At 61.4% G+C, this 15,030-nt stretch carries 14 protein-coding genes; 4 read left to right on the plus strand and 10 right to left on the minus strand.

The features are described from left to right. Positions 1-170: 170 nt before the first annotated feature. Complete coding sequence (locus EN745_RS04915; RefSeq protein ID WP_126055740.1) at positions 171-710, minus strand: O-acetyl-ADP-ribose deacetylase; 540 nt, start codon at positions 708-710, stop codon at positions 171-173. Position 711: 1 nt separating this feature from the next. After that, positions 712-2,319 carry a carboxyl transferase domain-containing protein gene (locus tag EN745_RS04920; RefSeq protein WP_127420682.1) on the minus strand — a complete coding sequence of 536 codons (1,608 nt, stop codon included), beginning with the start codon at positions 2,317-2,319 and terminating at the stop codon, positions 712-714. 247 nt (positions 2,320-2,566) lie between these two features. On the opposite strand from EN745_RS04920, the gene EN745_RS04925 reads away from it, so the two are divergent. After that, complete coding sequence (locus EN745_RS04925; RefSeq protein WP_127399913.1) at positions 2,567-2,959, plus strand: hypothetical protein; 393 nt, start codon at positions 2,567-2,569, stop codon at positions 2,957-2,959. A gap of 17 nt (positions 2,960-2,976) precedes the next feature. On the opposite strand, the gene EN745_RS04930 is transcribed toward EN745_RS04925, so the two are convergent. From EN745_RS04930 to EN745_RS04955, 6 genes are all read right to left on the minus strand, one after another. Continuing rightward, the gene (locus EN745_RS04930) at positions 2,977-4,140 is read right to left on the minus strand and encodes an isovaleryl-CoA dehydrogenase (RefSeq protein WP_127420683.1); all 1,164 of its coding nucleotides are present in this window, start codon (positions 4,138-4,140) and stop codon (positions 2,977-2,979) included. A gap of 51 nt (positions 4,141-4,191) precedes the next feature. After that, positions 4,192-4,821, minus strand: coding sequence for a TetR/AcrR family transcriptional regulator (locus EN745_RS04935; protein WP_127406919.1), 630 nt, complete (start codon positions 4,819-4,821; stop codon positions 4,192-4,194). 53 nt (positions 4,822-4,874) lie between these two features. Continuing rightward, the gene (locus EN745_RS04940) at positions 4,875-5,159 is read right to left on the minus strand and encodes an acylphosphatase (protein ID WP_126055735.1); all 285 of its coding nucleotides are present in this window, start codon (positions 5,157-5,159) and stop codon (positions 4,875-4,877) included. A 120-nt stretch (positions 5,160-5,279) separates the two neighbouring features. Then, entirely contained in the window at positions 5,280-6,392 is a 1,113-nt protein-coding gene (locus tag EN745_RS04945) for a pyridoxal phosphate-dependent aminotransferase (RefSeq protein ID WP_126055734.1), read from the minus strand. Between the two features lie 95 nt (positions 6,393-6,487). Further along, positions 6,488-6,760, minus strand: a complete 273-nt coding sequence (locus tag EN745_RS04950; protein ID WP_245482520.1) for a hypothetical protein — start codon at positions 6,758-6,760, stop codon at positions 6,488-6,490. A 309-nt stretch (positions 6,761-7,069) separates the two neighbouring features. Beyond that, the gene (locus tag EN745_RS04955; RefSeq protein ID WP_126055732.1) at positions 7,070-7,960 is read right to left on the minus strand and encodes a helix-turn-helix domain-containing protein; all 891 of its coding nucleotides are present in this window, start codon (positions 7,958-7,960) and stop codon (positions 7,070-7,072) included. 431 nt (positions 7,961-8,391) lie between these two features. On the opposite strand from EN745_RS04955, the gene EN745_RS04960 reads away from it, so the two are divergent. Both EN745_RS04960 and EN745_RS04965 read left to right on the plus strand, forming a co-directional pair. After that, positions 8,392-9,891, plus strand: coding sequence for an arylsulfatase (locus EN745_RS04960; RefSeq protein WP_127420684.1), 1,500 nt, complete (start codon positions 8,392-8,394; stop codon positions 9,889-9,891). Between the two features lie 39 nt (positions 9,892-9,930). Further along, on the plus strand, positions 9,931-10,884 hold the full coding sequence (locus tag EN745_RS04965) for a formylglycine-generating enzyme family protein (RefSeq protein ID WP_245487643.1): 954 nt from the start codon (positions 9,931-9,933) through the stop codon (positions 10,882-10,884). A gap of 206 nt (positions 10,885-11,090) precedes the next feature. Here EN745_RS04965 and EN745_RS04970 read toward each other — a convergent pair whose 3' ends face one another. After that, positions 11,091-11,888, minus strand: coding sequence for a hypothetical protein (locus tag EN745_RS04970; RefSeq protein ID WP_127420685.1), 798 nt, complete (start codon positions 11,886-11,888; stop codon positions 11,091-11,093). 404 nt (positions 11,889-12,292) lie between these two features. Here EN745_RS04970 and EN745_RS04975 point away from each other — a divergent pair, with 404 nt between their 5' ends. Beyond that, positions 12,293-13,972 (plus strand): sulfotransferase, encoded by a 1,680-nt coding sequence (locus EN745_RS04975; protein WP_127420686.1) that lies wholly within the window; start codon positions 12,293-12,295, stop codon positions 13,970-13,972. Between the two features lie 511 nt (positions 13,973-14,483). Here EN745_RS04975 and EN745_RS04985 read toward each other — a convergent pair. Further along, the coding region (locus EN745_RS04985) for a porin (protein ID WP_145991980.1) at positions 14,484-15,030 on the minus strand (547 nt) is incomplete at its 5' end.

Below are 15,030 nucleotides of genomic sequence, written 5' to 3' on the forward strand. Positions count from 1 at the left end.
CATATAAGCAATCCCGCAAGTATCGAAACAGTCGTCCGTCGAAGATAATTCGGCTTCATTTTCACCCCATGCCCATAGCAAAATGCAGGGTGAGCAGTAGCGTCTATTTTTCGGTGCGGCTAGTCCGAAATCGAAAAGTCCTATTTGAAACTGTAAATCGTCCCTGCCGCTCATAAAGTTCTGTCTCCGCCAAGAGCAGCAACGGTCTCTCGGTATAGTTCCGCCATTTGCTCATCAAAGCAGCAAAAAGTGACGGTTTCCGGTACCGCGGTCTGGCTCAGGAAGGCATCTACGGTGCCGACAGCAATCTCGGTCGCTTCATCCTTCGGGTAGCCATAGATGCCAGTCGAGATCGCCGGAAACGCAATCGTGCGGCATTGCCTCCCGGCGGCAATTTCGAGCGAACGCCGGTAGCAGGAGGCGAGCAGGTCGGCCTCGCCCTTGCCGCCGCCCTGCCAGACCGGCCCGACCGTGTGGATGACGTAGCGCGTCGGCAGCCGGTAGCCCTTGGTCAGCTTGGCATCGCCGGTCTTGCAGCCGTTGAGGGTCCGGCATTCCGCCAGGAGTTCGGGCCCGGCCGCGCGATGGATGGCGCCGTCGACGCCGCCGCCGCCGAGCAACGACGAGTTGGCGGCGTTGACGATGGCATCAACCGCCAGCTTCGTGATGTCGCCGGTATGAATGCGGATCCTTTGTCCGGTTTCGTTCATCTCACATCCTGAACACGCCGAAGCGCGTCTCCTCGATCCCGGCATTGAGCGCGGCGGAAAGGCTGAGCGCCAGCACCTCGCGCGCCTTCGCCGGATCGATGATGCCGTCGTCCCACAGCCTCGCCGAGGAATAGAGCGGGTGGCCCTCATGCTCGTATTTCATCAGGATCGGCTTCCTGAATTTGGCTTCCTCCTCGGCGCTCCATTCACCGCCCTTGCGTTCGATACCCTCACGCTTGACCATCGCCAGCACCGTTGCCGCCTGCTCGCCGCCCATCACCGAAATGCGCGCATTCGGCCACATCCACAGGAAGCGGGGCGAATAGGCCCGCCCGCACATGCCGTAATTGCCGGCGCCGAACGAACCGCCGATGATCATCGTCACCTTCGGCACCTTGGCGGTGGCGACCGCCATCACCAGCTTGGCGCCATCCTTGGCGATGCCGCCGGCTTCGTACTTCTTGCCCACCATGAAGCCGGTGATGTTCTGCAGGAAGACCAGCGGAATGCCGCGCTGGCAGCAGAGCTCGATGAAATGCGCGCCCTTCAGCGCGCTTTCCGAGAACAGCACGCCGTTGTTGCCGAGGATGCCGACCGGCATGCCGTGCAGATGGGCAAAGCCGGTCACCAAGGTGGTGCCGTAATTCTGCTTGAACTCGTCGAACTCCGAGCCGTCGACGATGCGCGCGATCACCTCGCGCACGCCATAGGGCTGGCGCAGGTCCGTCGGCACGATGCCGTAGAGTTCATGCGGGTCATGAAGCGGCGGATTCGGTTTCTGTAAGTTCAGACTTACCGCCTTGTTCCGATTGAGATTCCTGATGATGCGCCGGCATATGGCCAGCGCATGTTCGTCATCCATCGCATAGTGGTCGGCGACACCCGAAAGCCTGGTGTGCACGTCGGCGCCGCCGAGTTCCTCGGCGCTGACATCCTCGCCGGTCGCGGCTTTCACCAGCGGCGGGCCGCCGAGGAAGATGGTCGCCTGGTTGCGGACCATGATGGTTTCGTCCGACATTGCCGGCACATAGGCGCCGCCAGCCGTGCAGGAACCCATGACGCAGGCGATCTGCGGGATGCCGGCCGCTGACATGTTGGCCTGGTTGTAGAAGATGCGGCCAAAATGCTCGCGGTCGGGAAACACCTCGTCCTGGTTGGGCAGATTGGCGCCGCCGCTATCGACCAGATAAACGCAAGGCAGGTTGTTCTGCAGCGCGATCTCCTGCGCGCGCAGGTGCTTCTTCACCGTCAGCGGATAGTAGGTGCCGCCCTTCACAGTGGCGTCGTTGACGACGACCATCACCTCCGTGCCCTCGACGCGGCCGATGCCGATGATGATGCCAGCGGCGGGAATGTCCTCGCCATACATCGACCATGCCGCGAACTGGCCGATCTCGAGGAAGGGCGAGCCGATGTCTAGCAACTGCGCAAGGCGCTCGCGAGGCAGGAGCTTGCCGCGCCCGACATGGCGCTCGCGCGCTTCGTCAGAGCCGCCGCGTTCGATGCTTGCAGCCTTCTCGGAAATGTCGGCGACGAGGGCGCGCATGCGCTCGGCGTTGGCGCGGAACGTGTCGGAGGCTGGGGAGATTTGGGATTGCAATGTGGCCACGTTGTTCCTCTCACCCCTCTTGATGCCGCGACGGAACCAGTGTAACAGCCCGCGCCCGGATGCCGCGCGCCAGGCATGGCATCCTTTTTACTAGTGACACCCTCAGGAGGCGACGATGAAAGGCATCGATATGCGTTTCACCAGATGTCTCCCTTCGGCCATGGCCTGACGCCGCCGAAGGGCGGCTTTCCACGTCCCGATTTTGAGCAAGAGGAACACGGCGCCTGCAAGCGCTGTGGGTGTCACAATGTATTTGCGGTTTGTAACGCCGCTGATCCATCCGAAGAGCCGGGTGGAGACCGGCTTTTTCCATGCGTCCTGGTATCTGTACCGGAACGGCTGCCCGGACTGGATCCATGACGAACTGGAGGATCAGTTCGACTGGTTCAATCGGCATCTGCCCATTCCTGGCCGGGTTGGCCGGCATTTCAAGCGCCGGAACTCGATCTGGGGCGTCTGCTGGTTTCACCCGGATGCCAGGGAGGCGATCAGCCGCGCGCGCTATTGTGCCTGGCTGATCGAGGAGGGCGGCTTGCCGGTGCGGTCGATAACGTCGGCGCGCCAGTGCGAGGTTCTGTGGCGCGACGCGCACCAGATCGTCGCCAAGCCAACCGACGACCTGCCCAAGGCGTTCGGCTGAGTTGGCGGAGGGGGACATCAAACTCCCTCCGCCATGATCTCGCGCCCGATCAGCCAGCGGCGGATCTCGCTGGTGCCAGCGCCGATCTCGTAGAGCTTGGCGTCTCGTAGAAGCCGGCCGGTCGGATAGTCGTTGATGTAGCCATTGCCGCCGAGCAGCTGGATAGCGTCGAGCGCCATCTGCGTTGCCTTCTCGGCCGCGAACAGCACGCAGCCGGCGGCGTCCTTGCGCGTGGTCTCGCCACGATCGCAGGCGGCGGCGACCGCGTAGACATAGGCGCGCGCGGCATTCATCGTCGCGTACATGTCGGCGAGCTTGCCCTGCACCAGCTGGAACGTGCCGATCGGCTGGCCGAACTGCTTGCGCTCATGCACATAGGGGATCGCCACGTCGAGGCACGCCGCCATCAGCCCGATCGGACCGCCGGCCAGCACCGCGCGCTCATAGTCGAGACCCGACATCAAGACCTCGACACCACGCCCTTCCTCGTGCAGCACGTTCTCGAACGGCACCTCGACATTCTCGAACACCAGTTCCCCGGTGTTGGAGCCGCGCATGCCGAGCTTGTCTAGCTTCTGCGCCACCGAGAAGCCGGCGAAATCCTTCTCGATGATGAAGGCGGTGATGCTGCGCGAATGGCGATCCGGGTCGGTCTTGGCATAGACCACCAGCGTCCCGGCGTCGGGACCGTTGGTGATCCACATCTTGGAACCGTTGAGCACATAGCGGTCGTTGCGTTTCTCGGCGCGCAGTCGCAGCGACACCACATCGGAGCCGGCGCCCGATTCCGACATCGCCAGCGCGCCGACCTTCTCGCCAGAGCAGAGGGCAGGGAGGTATTTCTCCTTCTGCGACGACGTTGCCCAGCGGTTGATCTGGTTGACGCAGAGATTGGAGTGCGCCCCGTAGGACAAGCCGACCGAGGCCGAGGCGCGCGAGATCTCCTCTACCGCCACGACATGGGCGAGATAGCCCATACCGCTGCCCCCGAATTCCGGATCAGCGGTGATGCCAAGCAGGCCGAGCGCGCCGAGCTCCGCCCACAGATGCGCCGGGAATTCGTTGGCGCGGTCGATCTCGGCCGCGATCGGCGCGATCTTCTCCTGCGCGAAACGCCGCACAAGGTCGCGCAGCGCCTCGATGTCCGGATCGAGCCCGAAGCTCAGCGTGTTCGTGTACATGCCGTTCCTCCCTGCGTATGCCCGATCTTCGCGGGGGATCATGCGCGAAACTCAGAGCGCCACGACGTCCCTGGCGCGCCCTTGGCGGATTGTCGCGCCGACCAGGCGCATTGTCATCGAAAGATATGACGTGGTGACTTCGCCGATCGACAGCCGCTCGCCCGGCCGGAACCAGACGATGACGCCGGTCATCATCTGGATCAGCGCCATGGCGGTGAGCCCGATGTCGTCGATCGCAAAGACGCCGTCCTCCGCGCCGTCGCGCAGGATGGCGCGAAGTTCCTTCTCATAGGCCGAGCGCTGCTTGAGGATCAGCGTCAGCCGGTCGTGCGAAAGGCTGCGCAGCTCCATGTTCGAGACATGCGTGGCGTGGCGGCGCTCGATATGAAAGGCGATATGGTTTTCGACATAGGCGGCGAGCCGCGCCACCGGATCGGCGCCGGCCGGACGCGCCGCTTCCCAGGCCTGCAGCAGCCCTTCCATATGCTCGCGCATCAGCGTGAACAGCAGGTCTTCCTTGGTTGGGAAATAGCGATAGAGCGCGGCGGCCTGCACGCCGACTTCCGCCGCCAGCAGACGCATCGACATCGCCTCGTAGCCGAGGCGCGCGATTAGGCTCACCGCCGCCTCGCGGACGGCCGCTTCGGTCTTTTCCCCGTCGGAACCCGTCGTCCGCGCCATGGTCGCTCCTTACTCTATTAATAAAACAAACGTTCAATTAATTCAAGGGGCGACTAGGCGATTATCCGGAAGTCAACGGGTGGGCTGTGCGGTTCCATTTGCTCGATCTCGACCGTCAAGACCACGGCACCCCTTGGCCCTTGCCACAAACGGTCGATCATTGTCGAAACGGCAGCGTCGGTTCCCGCGAGCATGGCCGTCACCGTGCCGTCGCTCTCGTTGCGCACCCAGCCGGTGAGCCCGAGCCGCACGGCTTCGCTCCGCGTCCAGACCCTGTAGCTGACGCCTTGCACCCTGCCATGAACGCTGGCCCGCACTGCCCTTTGCTGGTTGGCCATGACTCGCTCCCTGCACAGAGTCTGGCGCGGAATCGAGCGAAAGCAACCGGCTTGAGGGGGTATTGCTATCGATTTGTTGGAGCTCGGCTCGGTGCCTGGACCAGCCGCGCCGCGCCGCTGTCAGTTCCCCCGCGCCGCAGCCAGCGCGCCGGGCAGTTCTTCGGCGAAGATGTCGAGCTCGTGATCAAGTCCGACGCTGACCCTTATGCAGCGGTCGAGCTTCGGCGCCATCGGTTTGCGGATGAACACGTCGCGCGACAAAAGTCCTTGCAGCACCTTCATCGCGAAGGCGCCGTCACTGCCACAGTCTATGGTGACGAAGTTGGTCGCCGAGGGCAGGGGCCTCAGCCCGTTGGTCTCGGCAATTGCGGCAATGCGCCGCCGGCCGGCGGCGACGCGCGCCACCACGCTTTCCAGGAAGGCCTGGTCGGCCAGCGCTTCGACACCGGCGATCTGCGCCATGCGGCTGACGCCGTAATGATTGCGGATCTTCTCGAAATCGCGGATCACCTGCGGCTCGGCCACCGCGTAGCCGCAACGTATGCCGGCCAACCCATAGGCCTTTGAGAAGGTGCGCATGCGGATGACGTTCGGGCGGGACACGTCGATCGGCGGCAGCGCCGAGGCTGGCCCAAGCTCGCCATAGGCCTCGTCGAGCACAAGCATGGTGGTCTCGGGCAGCGCCTCGATGAAGCGAATGATCTCTGCAGCCTCCCACCAACTGCCCATCGGATTGTCGGGGTTGGAAAGGTAGACCAGCGGCGCCTTTTCCCTGACCACCGCCGCGAGCAGCGCGTCCAGGCTTTCCCGGTCATTCTCGTAAGGCACCGCGACCAGCCTTCCGCCGACGCCGGCCACATGGAAGTTGAAGGTCGGGTAGGCGCCGAGCGAGGTCACCACCGCGTCGCCCGGCGCCACAAACATACGCGCCACCAGGCTGAGCAGCCCGTCTATGCCTTCGCCGACCACCACATTGTCGGCGCCGACGCCGAGATGCGCGGCCGCGGCCTGCTTGAGGTCAAAATTGTCGGGGTCGCAATACATCCACATGTCGCCGGCGATCGCAGTCATGCGGGCAATGACACGCGGCGAGGGCCCGAAGCTGCTCTCGTTGGCGCCGATGCGCGCGCGGAAGGCGTGCCCGCGGTCGCGCTCCTGCGCCTCCGGACCGACAAACGGCACCGTCGAGGGAAGCGCGGCGATGATCGGCGTAAGGGGAGGGCGCAGGCGCATGGCAAGAGGCTCGTTGAGAAAGGGACCTCTTGCTAGCGTGAGGGAGTGGCAGGTGCAAGTTCCACCGCCTCTTCAGGACCGGACGTCACTTCCGCTCAATTTATGTGGACGACGACGTAGCGTCCGCCGTAGGGCTGATAGTACCTGCTGCCACAGTGCCACAGCACTGTGCCGTCGATCGTGGTCTTCACGCACGCTGCGGGGAGCCTGGTCACGTAGATAGTCGTACGGCGGATTGTTCTGCGTGTGGTACGCCTTGCGACCCCTGCGACGCTGCCAGGCGTGAGCGGACGGCCAACTTTCGCCTGTGCGTCGCCCACGAAGGAGGCGAACGGGGCAACCGCGTCGACCATATCGGCAAACATCATGACGACGGCGATCCCGGCAGCGCCGGTCAATCTCAAGCTAGGTCTTGCCATTTTTGCATCCTCCCAGAAGCTCATCACTCCGTGCACTTAGATTCGCGGCCGATATAACCACCCGCCCGACGCAAGCCTGCGCCAAACCCAAATCAGGCTGTGCCCGCTCGCAGACCCTGCGTATCAGAGGCAGCTTATTGTTAGCATTTTAGAATATACTAATTCACGAGTGCGGCTTCTATCCGGATTGCGCAATTCCATCGAACTCGTTGCAATGACAACGCGGCGCAATTTTCTCGGCGCACGTTACGCCCTGGGTCACGATCTCCCGGCACGCTGAAGTGTTTCCTTCGGAGACTCGCCGAAGAAGAGGCGGTAGTTCGCGGCGAAGCGGCCCAGATGGGTGACCCCCAAATCCATAGCAATCGTTGTAACGCTCAAGCCGTTTGCACGCGCCGTGGTAAGGAGCCGTCTGGCTTCGTTGAGGCGGAGCGCTCTGATGAATTCGAGCGGGGTCACTGCAAATGTGGTGCGGAAGGCGTACTCGAGCTGTCGACGGCTGACACCGATTTCCTTGCACAGTCGAACAATGGGAATGTCTTCCCGGATATGAGTGCGAATGAAATCCTCGGCCGCCGACGCTTGTGTGAAATGACGACTCGCGGAACTGGCTGTCCCGGTCTCACGACTGTCTCCCTCCGCGAAGGCGTCAGCCACCAGCCCCAGATATTCCACGACTGCACCTGGAGGCTGCTCAAGCAGAATTGGATCGCTTGCAATTGTCCCAAGGTGGTCTGCTATCGACTTCATCTGGCTTCTGAGTCTTTGCGCTTCGTCGGTGGCGAGCCGAACTGCCGCGGGGCGATCGTTAATCCGTTCGAGAACCATCCCCGCCGCAATCGACTGGATTTCCATCCAGGTCGCGGTCGGAACAATGGCGACAGCATAAGTGAGACCGGGCCGGACCGTCGCCGTCACGCTCGTGCCGGCAGGGATTGCCAGGATCAAGTCATCTTCGAGCGCAATGCCGCATATCGTCGACCCACAGGCCCGCTCGATAGCCACCAACGCCACGGAGCCTGGATCGAAACCACCCCTGGCGCGGAAGGCGCAATTGAATTCTGGCAGGTCGAGCGCCCACTTGCCGGGGGACTGGATTTGCCGGATGCGCGAGGGAAGCCGGCCTGCCGAAAGCCTGTCGACTTCCACGGGCAGGCCAGAGGCGGCGCTGGTTAGGTCGTCAGGGCCAAGCAGCACATCCCTGTACGAAGGCGATGAAGGCCAAGCAGTCAAAAAAACGTCCTTTGCGCAAAGTGGATAGCAGGACGGTTGTATTAGGTATATCTTATAAGCAAATTGCGCGAAATCAAATTGGCGCGGGAATATCGCCTACAAAAGGCGGGCGGGGACTATGAGCAGAAAAGGCCAGTTTCAGTGGGCTGCGCCGAGAACATCGGGTGCGCCCGCCCGAGCAATCATGCGTTGTGGAGCTGCCGGCTTCCTGGGCGTGGCCGAGACGGCCAGTTCGGCGATGGTGTCAAGCGTCCTAGCCGCGGAAGGCGGCGCAAGATCCTATCTGCTCGGTTCGCGCGGGCCAGGGTTCGAATGCATGAATCAGTTTAGCAGAGCAGGGGCACAACATGAGCAACGATCGTGACTTCCCGGCTGAAGCCGGCAACAAAATCACGCGGCGCGACGCATTGATGGCCGGCACGGCGGCTGCCGTTTCGCGATTTGCCGCACCCGTCGGCCTTTCGGGGGTATTTGCCGGACTTGCGGGCGTTCAGTCGGCGGCGGCCGAGCCAGCGCAGCCCAACATCGTCTACATCGTTTCGGACGATCAAGGCTGGCTGGACGTCGGCTACCATGGCTCAGACATCAAGACGCCCAACATCGACAAGCTTGCCGCGGAGGGGGCGAAGCTCGAGGAATATTACGTGCAGCCGATGTGCACGCCAACGCGTTGCGCCCTCATGACCGGCCGCTATCCGCTACGCTATGGCATGCAGGTTGGCGTTGTCCCCGCTGCGGGAACCTATGGTCTTCCGCTGGACGAAACCCTTCTTCCGCAGGTCCTCAAAGGCGCCGGTTATCAAACGGCGATGAGCGGCAAATGGCACCTTGGCCATGCCAAGACGGATTACTGGCCGAAACAACGTGGATTCGATTCATTCTACGGGGCAACCGTCGGCGAGATCGACCATTTCAAACATGCTTCGCACGGTATCCCCGACTGGTACCGAAACAACAAGCCGATCAAGGAGAAGGGCTTCGACAACACCCTGTTCGGTCGGGAGGCTGTCCGGGTCATCAACACCCACGACCCGAAAAAGCCCCTCTTTCTCTACCTCGCCTTCACCGCGCCTCACACGCCCTTCCAGGCCCCGAAGGAATACCTCGACCGGTTTAGCAACATCACCGACGAGAACCGTAGAGCCTATGCCGCCATGATCACGGTGATCGATGACGAGGTGGGAAATGTCGTGGCCGCCCTTGAGAAGAAGGGGATTCGCGACAACACCCTTATCGTTTTCATGAGCGACAATGGCGGCGTCATCAACTCGATGTTTACGGGTGACTCGAAGGTGGAGGGCAAACTTCCCGCCAATAATGGGCCATATCGCGAAGGCAAGGGCACCCTCTATGAGGGGGGCACTCGCTCGGTTGCCTTCATGAACTGGCCCGGCAAGATCAAGCCTGGTGTCTTCAATGGCCTGATGCACGTCGTCGACATGTTGCCAACCCTGGCCGGGTTGGCTGGTGCCAAGCTCGACAAGAACAAGCCGCTGGACGGCATGGATATGTGGCCGGCCATCAGCGATGGGAAACCTGCGCCGCGCACCGAGATTGTCTACAACGTTGATCCGATGTCCGGCGCCGTGCGCGAGGGCGATTGGAAACTGGTATGGTCAGCTACGTTACCGCAGAAGGTCGAGCTTTTTAATTTGGCCCAGGACAAATCAGAAGCCACCAATCTGGCTGACAAGAACCCTGATAAGGTCAAGGAGCTGCAGGCAAGAATTACCGAGCTTGCGAGCCAGATGAAGCCTCCACTGTTGCTTATGGAAGCTCTGCGGTTGACGTACTTCACACCGCTGGTGACACCAAGCCCGCAAGAAATGTTCGCTGCGGGGGATTGAAAGGCGGATGAGTTACCGCCGTCCAGACGAGGCCGCCCGATGACTGAGGCACGACTTGCCACAGAGCCAGCGGCCTCGTCGCACGGCGCTATGGTCTGGATCCCTGGCGGCGAGTTCCTGATGGGATCCGACCATCACTATCCCGAAGAGGCGCCGGCGCATCGCGTTGTCGTCGGTGGCTTCTGGATGGATCGCACGACTGTCACGAATGGTGAGTTCAAGCGCTTTGTCGAGGCCAGCGGCTACGTCACGGTGGCCGAGCGTCCGGCAAATGCGGCGGACTATCCCGGGGCCAGCGCTGAATCGTTGATACCGGCTTCGGCCTTGTTCGTGAGGCCTTCACGCAGCATTGATCGCGGCAATCACTACAACTGGTGGGCCTATGTGCGCGGTGCGAACTGGCGGCATCCTCGCGGGCCTGCCAGCGGACTCAGGGGCCTCGAAAATCATCCTGTCGTGCACATCGCGTACCAGGACGCGGAAGCGTATGCGAACTGGGCGGGTAAGGCGCTTCCGACAGAGGCCGAATGGGAGTTCGCCGCCAGGGGCGGGCTGGATGGCGCTGAGTTCACATGGGGCGACGAGCTAACCCCGGGCGGGCAGCACATGGCCAACACGTACCAGGGCGAGTTCCCATTCCGCAACGTTTGCGAGGACGGCTACGAATGGACAGCGCCGGTCGGCTCTTTTCCGGCAAACGGCTACGGGCTCTCCGACATGGCTGGCAATGTCTGGCAGTGGACGACTGACTGGTACCAGGAGCACCGCCGGATCGAGAGCCCTTGTTGCACGATTGCCAACCCGCGCGGCGGCGAACGCGAGGCGAGCTACGATCCGCTGACGCCCGACATCAGGATTCCACGCAGGGTAACCAAGGGCGGATCCTTCCTGTGCGCTCCCAGCTACTGCCGCCGTTACCGCCCGGCCGCGCGCATGGCGCAGCCTGTAGACACATCCACATGCCACCTCGGCTTCCGTTGCATCACGCGTTGAATGCGAAGACATTTTGCCCGGACTCGGCCGGCGTAAAGCAGGGGGATTCGGTTCAAGTAAAGTAGTGGTTCAAAGCGTAAGCGGTTACGGCAAGTATATATCCGTCCCTGACGGCATGCGCAGGCGGGATGTGACAATGTTGATGGCGAGCAGCCGCAAGCCTTCATAGGCGAGCGCATCAGTAGTCTCTGCCGGGTGCCGCCGGATCAGAAGCGGTAGATCGCCCCGATTACCGGTCCCTGCTGGACGACGTCGAAGACGAAGCCGTCGCCGTTGTCGTAATTGACCCCGGAGGCACGATAGCCGATCAGGGCGGAGAACTTGTCGTTGACCTGATAACCGACGCCGCCCCACAGATCCCACATGTAGTCCGACGAGCCGCCGCCGGCCATGGCCCAGCCGCTCAGATACCACTCGGAATTGATGTTATAGCGCCCTTTGAATCCAGCCAGCGCGTCAACCCAGGTATCGCCTTCGCTGAAGGTCAGCCCGTCGAAGGCTCCGCCGCTGAAGGATATGTCGGTATCGACCGACCAGATCCGGGCACCCGCCAGGAGATCGAGGCTGCCCGAGGCGTCGTCGATCAGGCGATATTCGCCAGCCGCGGTGTAGGTCACGCTCTCGGAGTCGACGCTGACGCTGTCGGCGACGATGCCGTTGGGCGTGGCGTTTTCGCCCGAAAGCTTGATGTACATGAAGTCGTTGAACAGACCGAAGTCGCCGTAGCGGAGTTCGGCGACGAGCATCGCGCCGAACTCCAGATGCTTCAGAATGTCGGAGAACGAGCTTTCCACCGAAACCGGAGGCAGGTCGAACTGACCCACGTCGCCGCTCATGCCGGCCGCCCACAGATATGTGCCCGCGGTGAAGGACCAGTATGGCTGGCCCGCCGGTGCGGCTTCCTCAACCGTCTGAGCGTTCGGGCTCGGCAGGTCAGCAGCGAAGGCCCGTGCAGAGCCAAGCAGGACCAGCCCGACAAGCAGCAGATTCCGGTCAAAACGCATTGCCGTTCCCCTCTTATCAAATTTCGTAGCAATGATAACAGCATTATTAGCAGGATTCGCCCTGCAGTGAATCGGTCAAGATCGCCTCCGTCGCATGGTATTGTGTATTAGTATCATCTAAAATTATGCGGTCGCGGCCGACGGGTCAACCGGCCCGCCCGTTCAGTCGATCGGCCAGCCTGCTGGCGGGAAGGCGCAAGCGCGGCGGGTGTTCGCTCAGGGTCTTCCTTCAGAGTTCCCTGTTCGCTCTGTCATTCAGGCCCGGCAACAAACTTTGCGTTTCTGTCGGGCGACATGGCCTGGCGTCTGGGCGGGCGCCTTCACGGCAGGTTTGTGGACTCTTCCCTGGCGGCTTGATTCGTCAAAGGCTGGATTCTCCCTGCTCGTTTTGCTAGCGAGACAAGATGAGCAACCGATTGCCGCCCGCGTGGTCCAAGCATCTCAAGAGCCGATCCGCGCCGCCAGCCAAACAGCCGCAAGCAAAGCCGCTGCAGCCGAGGCCGCCGCAGGTAGTGCCGACGCGCGCCCAGGCCGACGACATGCTGCTGCGGCAGGCGCTCGAACTGCAGAAGGCCGAGCGGCTGCCGGAGGCGGAAGAGTTGTGCCACCGCGTTCTGGCAAGAACGCCCAACCATGCCCTCGCACTGTACATACTGGGCACTCTGGGGCTTAACGTCGACAACGAGTTGGCCATCAAATTTTTCGCTAGGGCTGCCGCCCAGGAGCCCAGCAATCCATACTATCAGCTCAGTCTGGGCGAGGCTTGCTTGAAAGTTGGAGACCACCCGGCGGCGATCAGGCATTTGCAGCGCGCCTGCGAACTGAAGCCCGATCTGGTCGAGGCATTGTGCGGGCTGGGGCGGGCTTATGCCGGGTTTGACAAGGCCGAAATGGCCCTGCCGATCTACCAGAGGGCACTAGAGACCAAACGTGATCATCTGCAAGCCCGGTTGGGCTTGGCGGATACACTCATCAACCTCGGACAGATGGACGAGGCAGCAACGTGTCTGAAAGAAACCATCGCCCGGCGTCTGGACGTACCTGGAGCCTACCGCGCTCTTGTTAACACTCGAAAATATTCCACCGAACCGCCCGAACTCAAGTCCATCTTGGACGAACTTGGCAAACCTGCAATTTCCGCCGGCGAGCAGTATGGGCTTCATCTGGCGGCAGGCAAGGTTCTGAACGACCTTGGCCGCTATGACGAGGCGATGGACCATTTTTTAAAGGCCAAGACATTTAAGACCCGAGATTTTGATGTTCATTCCTATCGTAGGCGGATCGATTCCCTGATCGGGTTATTCGATGCAGGCCTGGTAGCATCCAAAGTGGGGTATGGTAACCCATCCGAAATGCCCGTGTTTGTCCTCGGGATGCCACGCTCGGGTACAACCCTGACCGAACAAATCTGCTCGAGTCATCCGGAAGTTCACGGGGCCGGAGAGCTTACGAAACTGGGGCGAATGGCGGCGTCAATCGGTTTAAAGCTGGAGCCGGGACGATCTTTTGGAGAGGCGGTAAGGTCGATGACGATCCAGCAATGGCATGCGCTGGCTGAGGAATATCTGTCGTACTTGCGCCTTTATTCGCCTACCGCGCCACGCATTATCGACAAAATACCTCATAATTTCGAGCTTGTTGGCCTTATTGGAATTCTTTTCCCAAACGCTCGGATTATTCACTGCGGGCGTGATGCTATTGACAATTGTCTTTCTTGTTTCTTTTCAAATCTTCAAGAAGGCCATAAGTACAGTTACGATCTTGAGACTCTTGGGCTGGTCTATCGTGAGTATGATCGGCTTATGCGGCATTGGCACACGATATTCCCAGGGCGAATTTTTGAGAATCGCTACGAAGACATGATCTTTGATCAAGAAGGGCAATCGCGTCGTCTTATAGATCACCTTGGCTTGACCTGGGATGATGCCTGTCTTCGCTTTTTCGACAAGGTTGGGTCGGTCAGAACAATCAGTCGCTGGCAAGTTCGCCAACCGATCTACACGTCGTCGGTCAAGCGCTGGAAAAACTATCAGGGCGGAATCCAGCCATTGATTGATGCCTTAGGCGATCTGGCTGAACTTTAAGGATCATTTGCCGACCGATTGCTGGATAGCCGTTGCTCATGACCGGCTACGTCTACATGACCGCAATCCGGAAGTGGGGCGCGATCTAATCGGCGCCACAAACGACCTCGGCCGCCGCATACCGCAGCACAAGTCCGGTCAGGGTCCGTGCTTCACCGGCCGCTGCAGTGGCGCTGGTACGAGGCGTATTTCGACGTCCGTGACGCCGTTCAGCGCGAGAGTCGCTAAACGCTGGCCGCTGGTGGAAGGTCGAGCTGATCGAGAAAACCAACCCAGTTCGACCTCTTTCGCGGAACCGGGCAGTGCCATTCGGTTCTGAGACGTCGGAGCGCTGCCGCGAGGTTGCGGCATGGATACTCAGGTCTGCGCGGTCGCTTCGCTCCCGCCCCGCCCGAGGGTGACGAAGCCGGGGACTTTCCGGCGCATCGCACGACTTTGATAATCGCGTCGCCGTTGTACGAAAAAACCCGGCGGTTGCCCGCCGGGTTCGATTTCGGTCAGCCAGGGCCTGTTAGAACGAGCGCTGGAAGCGGAGGAGACCGCCAACGCTGTTCTTGCTGTCGGCGTTGGTCCAGTTGGAGAAGCCGGCGTCATCGAACTGACCTGCGTGCAGGTAGTCGACTTCGGCCGTGACGGTGAAGCCGGGCACGATGTCGTAGGCGATGTTCGCTGCGATGCCGAGGTTCTCCCAATCGTCATACGAGATCTGGGTGTTGAACGAGGTCTTCTCGTTGAACTTGTAGGTGCCGCCACCCCAGACCGCCCAGTTGCCGCCCCACTGCTTGAAGAAGCCGCGACCGCCAGCCGGGATTGCCCAGGTGCCGTCCGTGAGGTTGTCGTCGGTGCCGTAGCCCGCCATGATGAACAGCGAGATCGCGTCGGTGGCGTTGACGTCCAGGCGAACCTTGCCGGCGACTTCCTCGTAGTTGCTGTCATAGGCGACGACGCCGGTGATGGCGCCCCAGCCCTGCGTGTACTTCAAGCCGCCGACGACATGCGGAACGTAGCTGTCGATCGTGCCGACGACGCCCGAGCCTTCTTCGAGCGAGAGGACGGCG

The sequence above is a fragment of the Mesorhizobium sp. M4A.F.Ca.ET.022.05.2.1 genome (genome assembly GCF_003998845.1).
Classification (GTDB): Bacteria; Pseudomonadota; Alphaproteobacteria; order Rhizobiales; family Rhizobiaceae; genus Mesorhizobium.

What these genes read in the sequence shown, in the direction of transcription:
- EN745_RS04935 (WP_127406919.1), bottom strand. Translation starts at nt 4,821, where the DNA reads ATGGCGCGGACGACGGGTTCCGACGGGGAAAAGACCGAAGCGGCCGTC.
- EN745_RS04915 (WP_126055740.1), bottom strand. Translation starts at nt 710, where the DNA reads ATGAACGAAACCGGACAAAGGATCCGCATTCATACCGGCGACATCACG.
- EN745_RS04945 (WP_126055734.1), bottom strand. Translation starts at nt 6,392, where the DNA reads ATGCGCCTGCGCCCTCCCCTTACGCCGATCATCGCCGCGCTTCCCTCG.
- EN745_RS04970 (WP_127420685.1), bottom strand. Translation starts at nt 11,888, where the DNA reads ATGCGTTTTGACCGGAATCTGCTGCTTGTCGGGCTGGTCCTGCTTGGC.
- EN745_RS04925 (WP_127399913.1), top strand. Translation starts at nt 2,567, where the DNA reads ATGTATTTGCGGTTTGTAACGCCGCTGATCCATCCGAAGAGCCGGGTG.
- EN745_RS04960 (WP_127420684.1), top strand. Translation starts at nt 8,392, where the DNA reads ATGAGCAACGATCGTGACTTCCCGGCTGAAGCCGGCAACAAAATCACG.
- EN745_RS04965 (WP_245487643.1), top strand. Translation starts at nt 9,931, where the DNA reads ATGACTGAGGCACGACTTGCCACAGAGCCAGCGGCCTCGTCGCACGGC.
- EN745_RS04930 (WP_127420683.1), bottom strand. Translation starts at nt 4,140, where the DNA reads ATGTACACGAACACGCTGAGCTTCGGGCTCGATCCGGACATCGAGGCG.
- EN745_RS04940 (WP_126055735.1), bottom strand. Translation starts at nt 5,159, where the DNA reads ATGGCCAACCAGCAAAGGGCAGTGCGGGCCAGCGTTCATGGCAGGGTG.
- EN745_RS04950 (WP_245482520.1), bottom strand. Translation starts at nt 6,760, where the DNA reads ATGATGTTTGCCGATATGGTCGACGCGGTTGCCCCGTTCGCCTCCTTC.
- EN745_RS04975 (WP_127420686.1), top strand. Translation starts at nt 12,293, where the DNA reads ATGAGCAACCGATTGCCGCCCGCGTGGTCCAAGCATCTCAAGAGCCGA.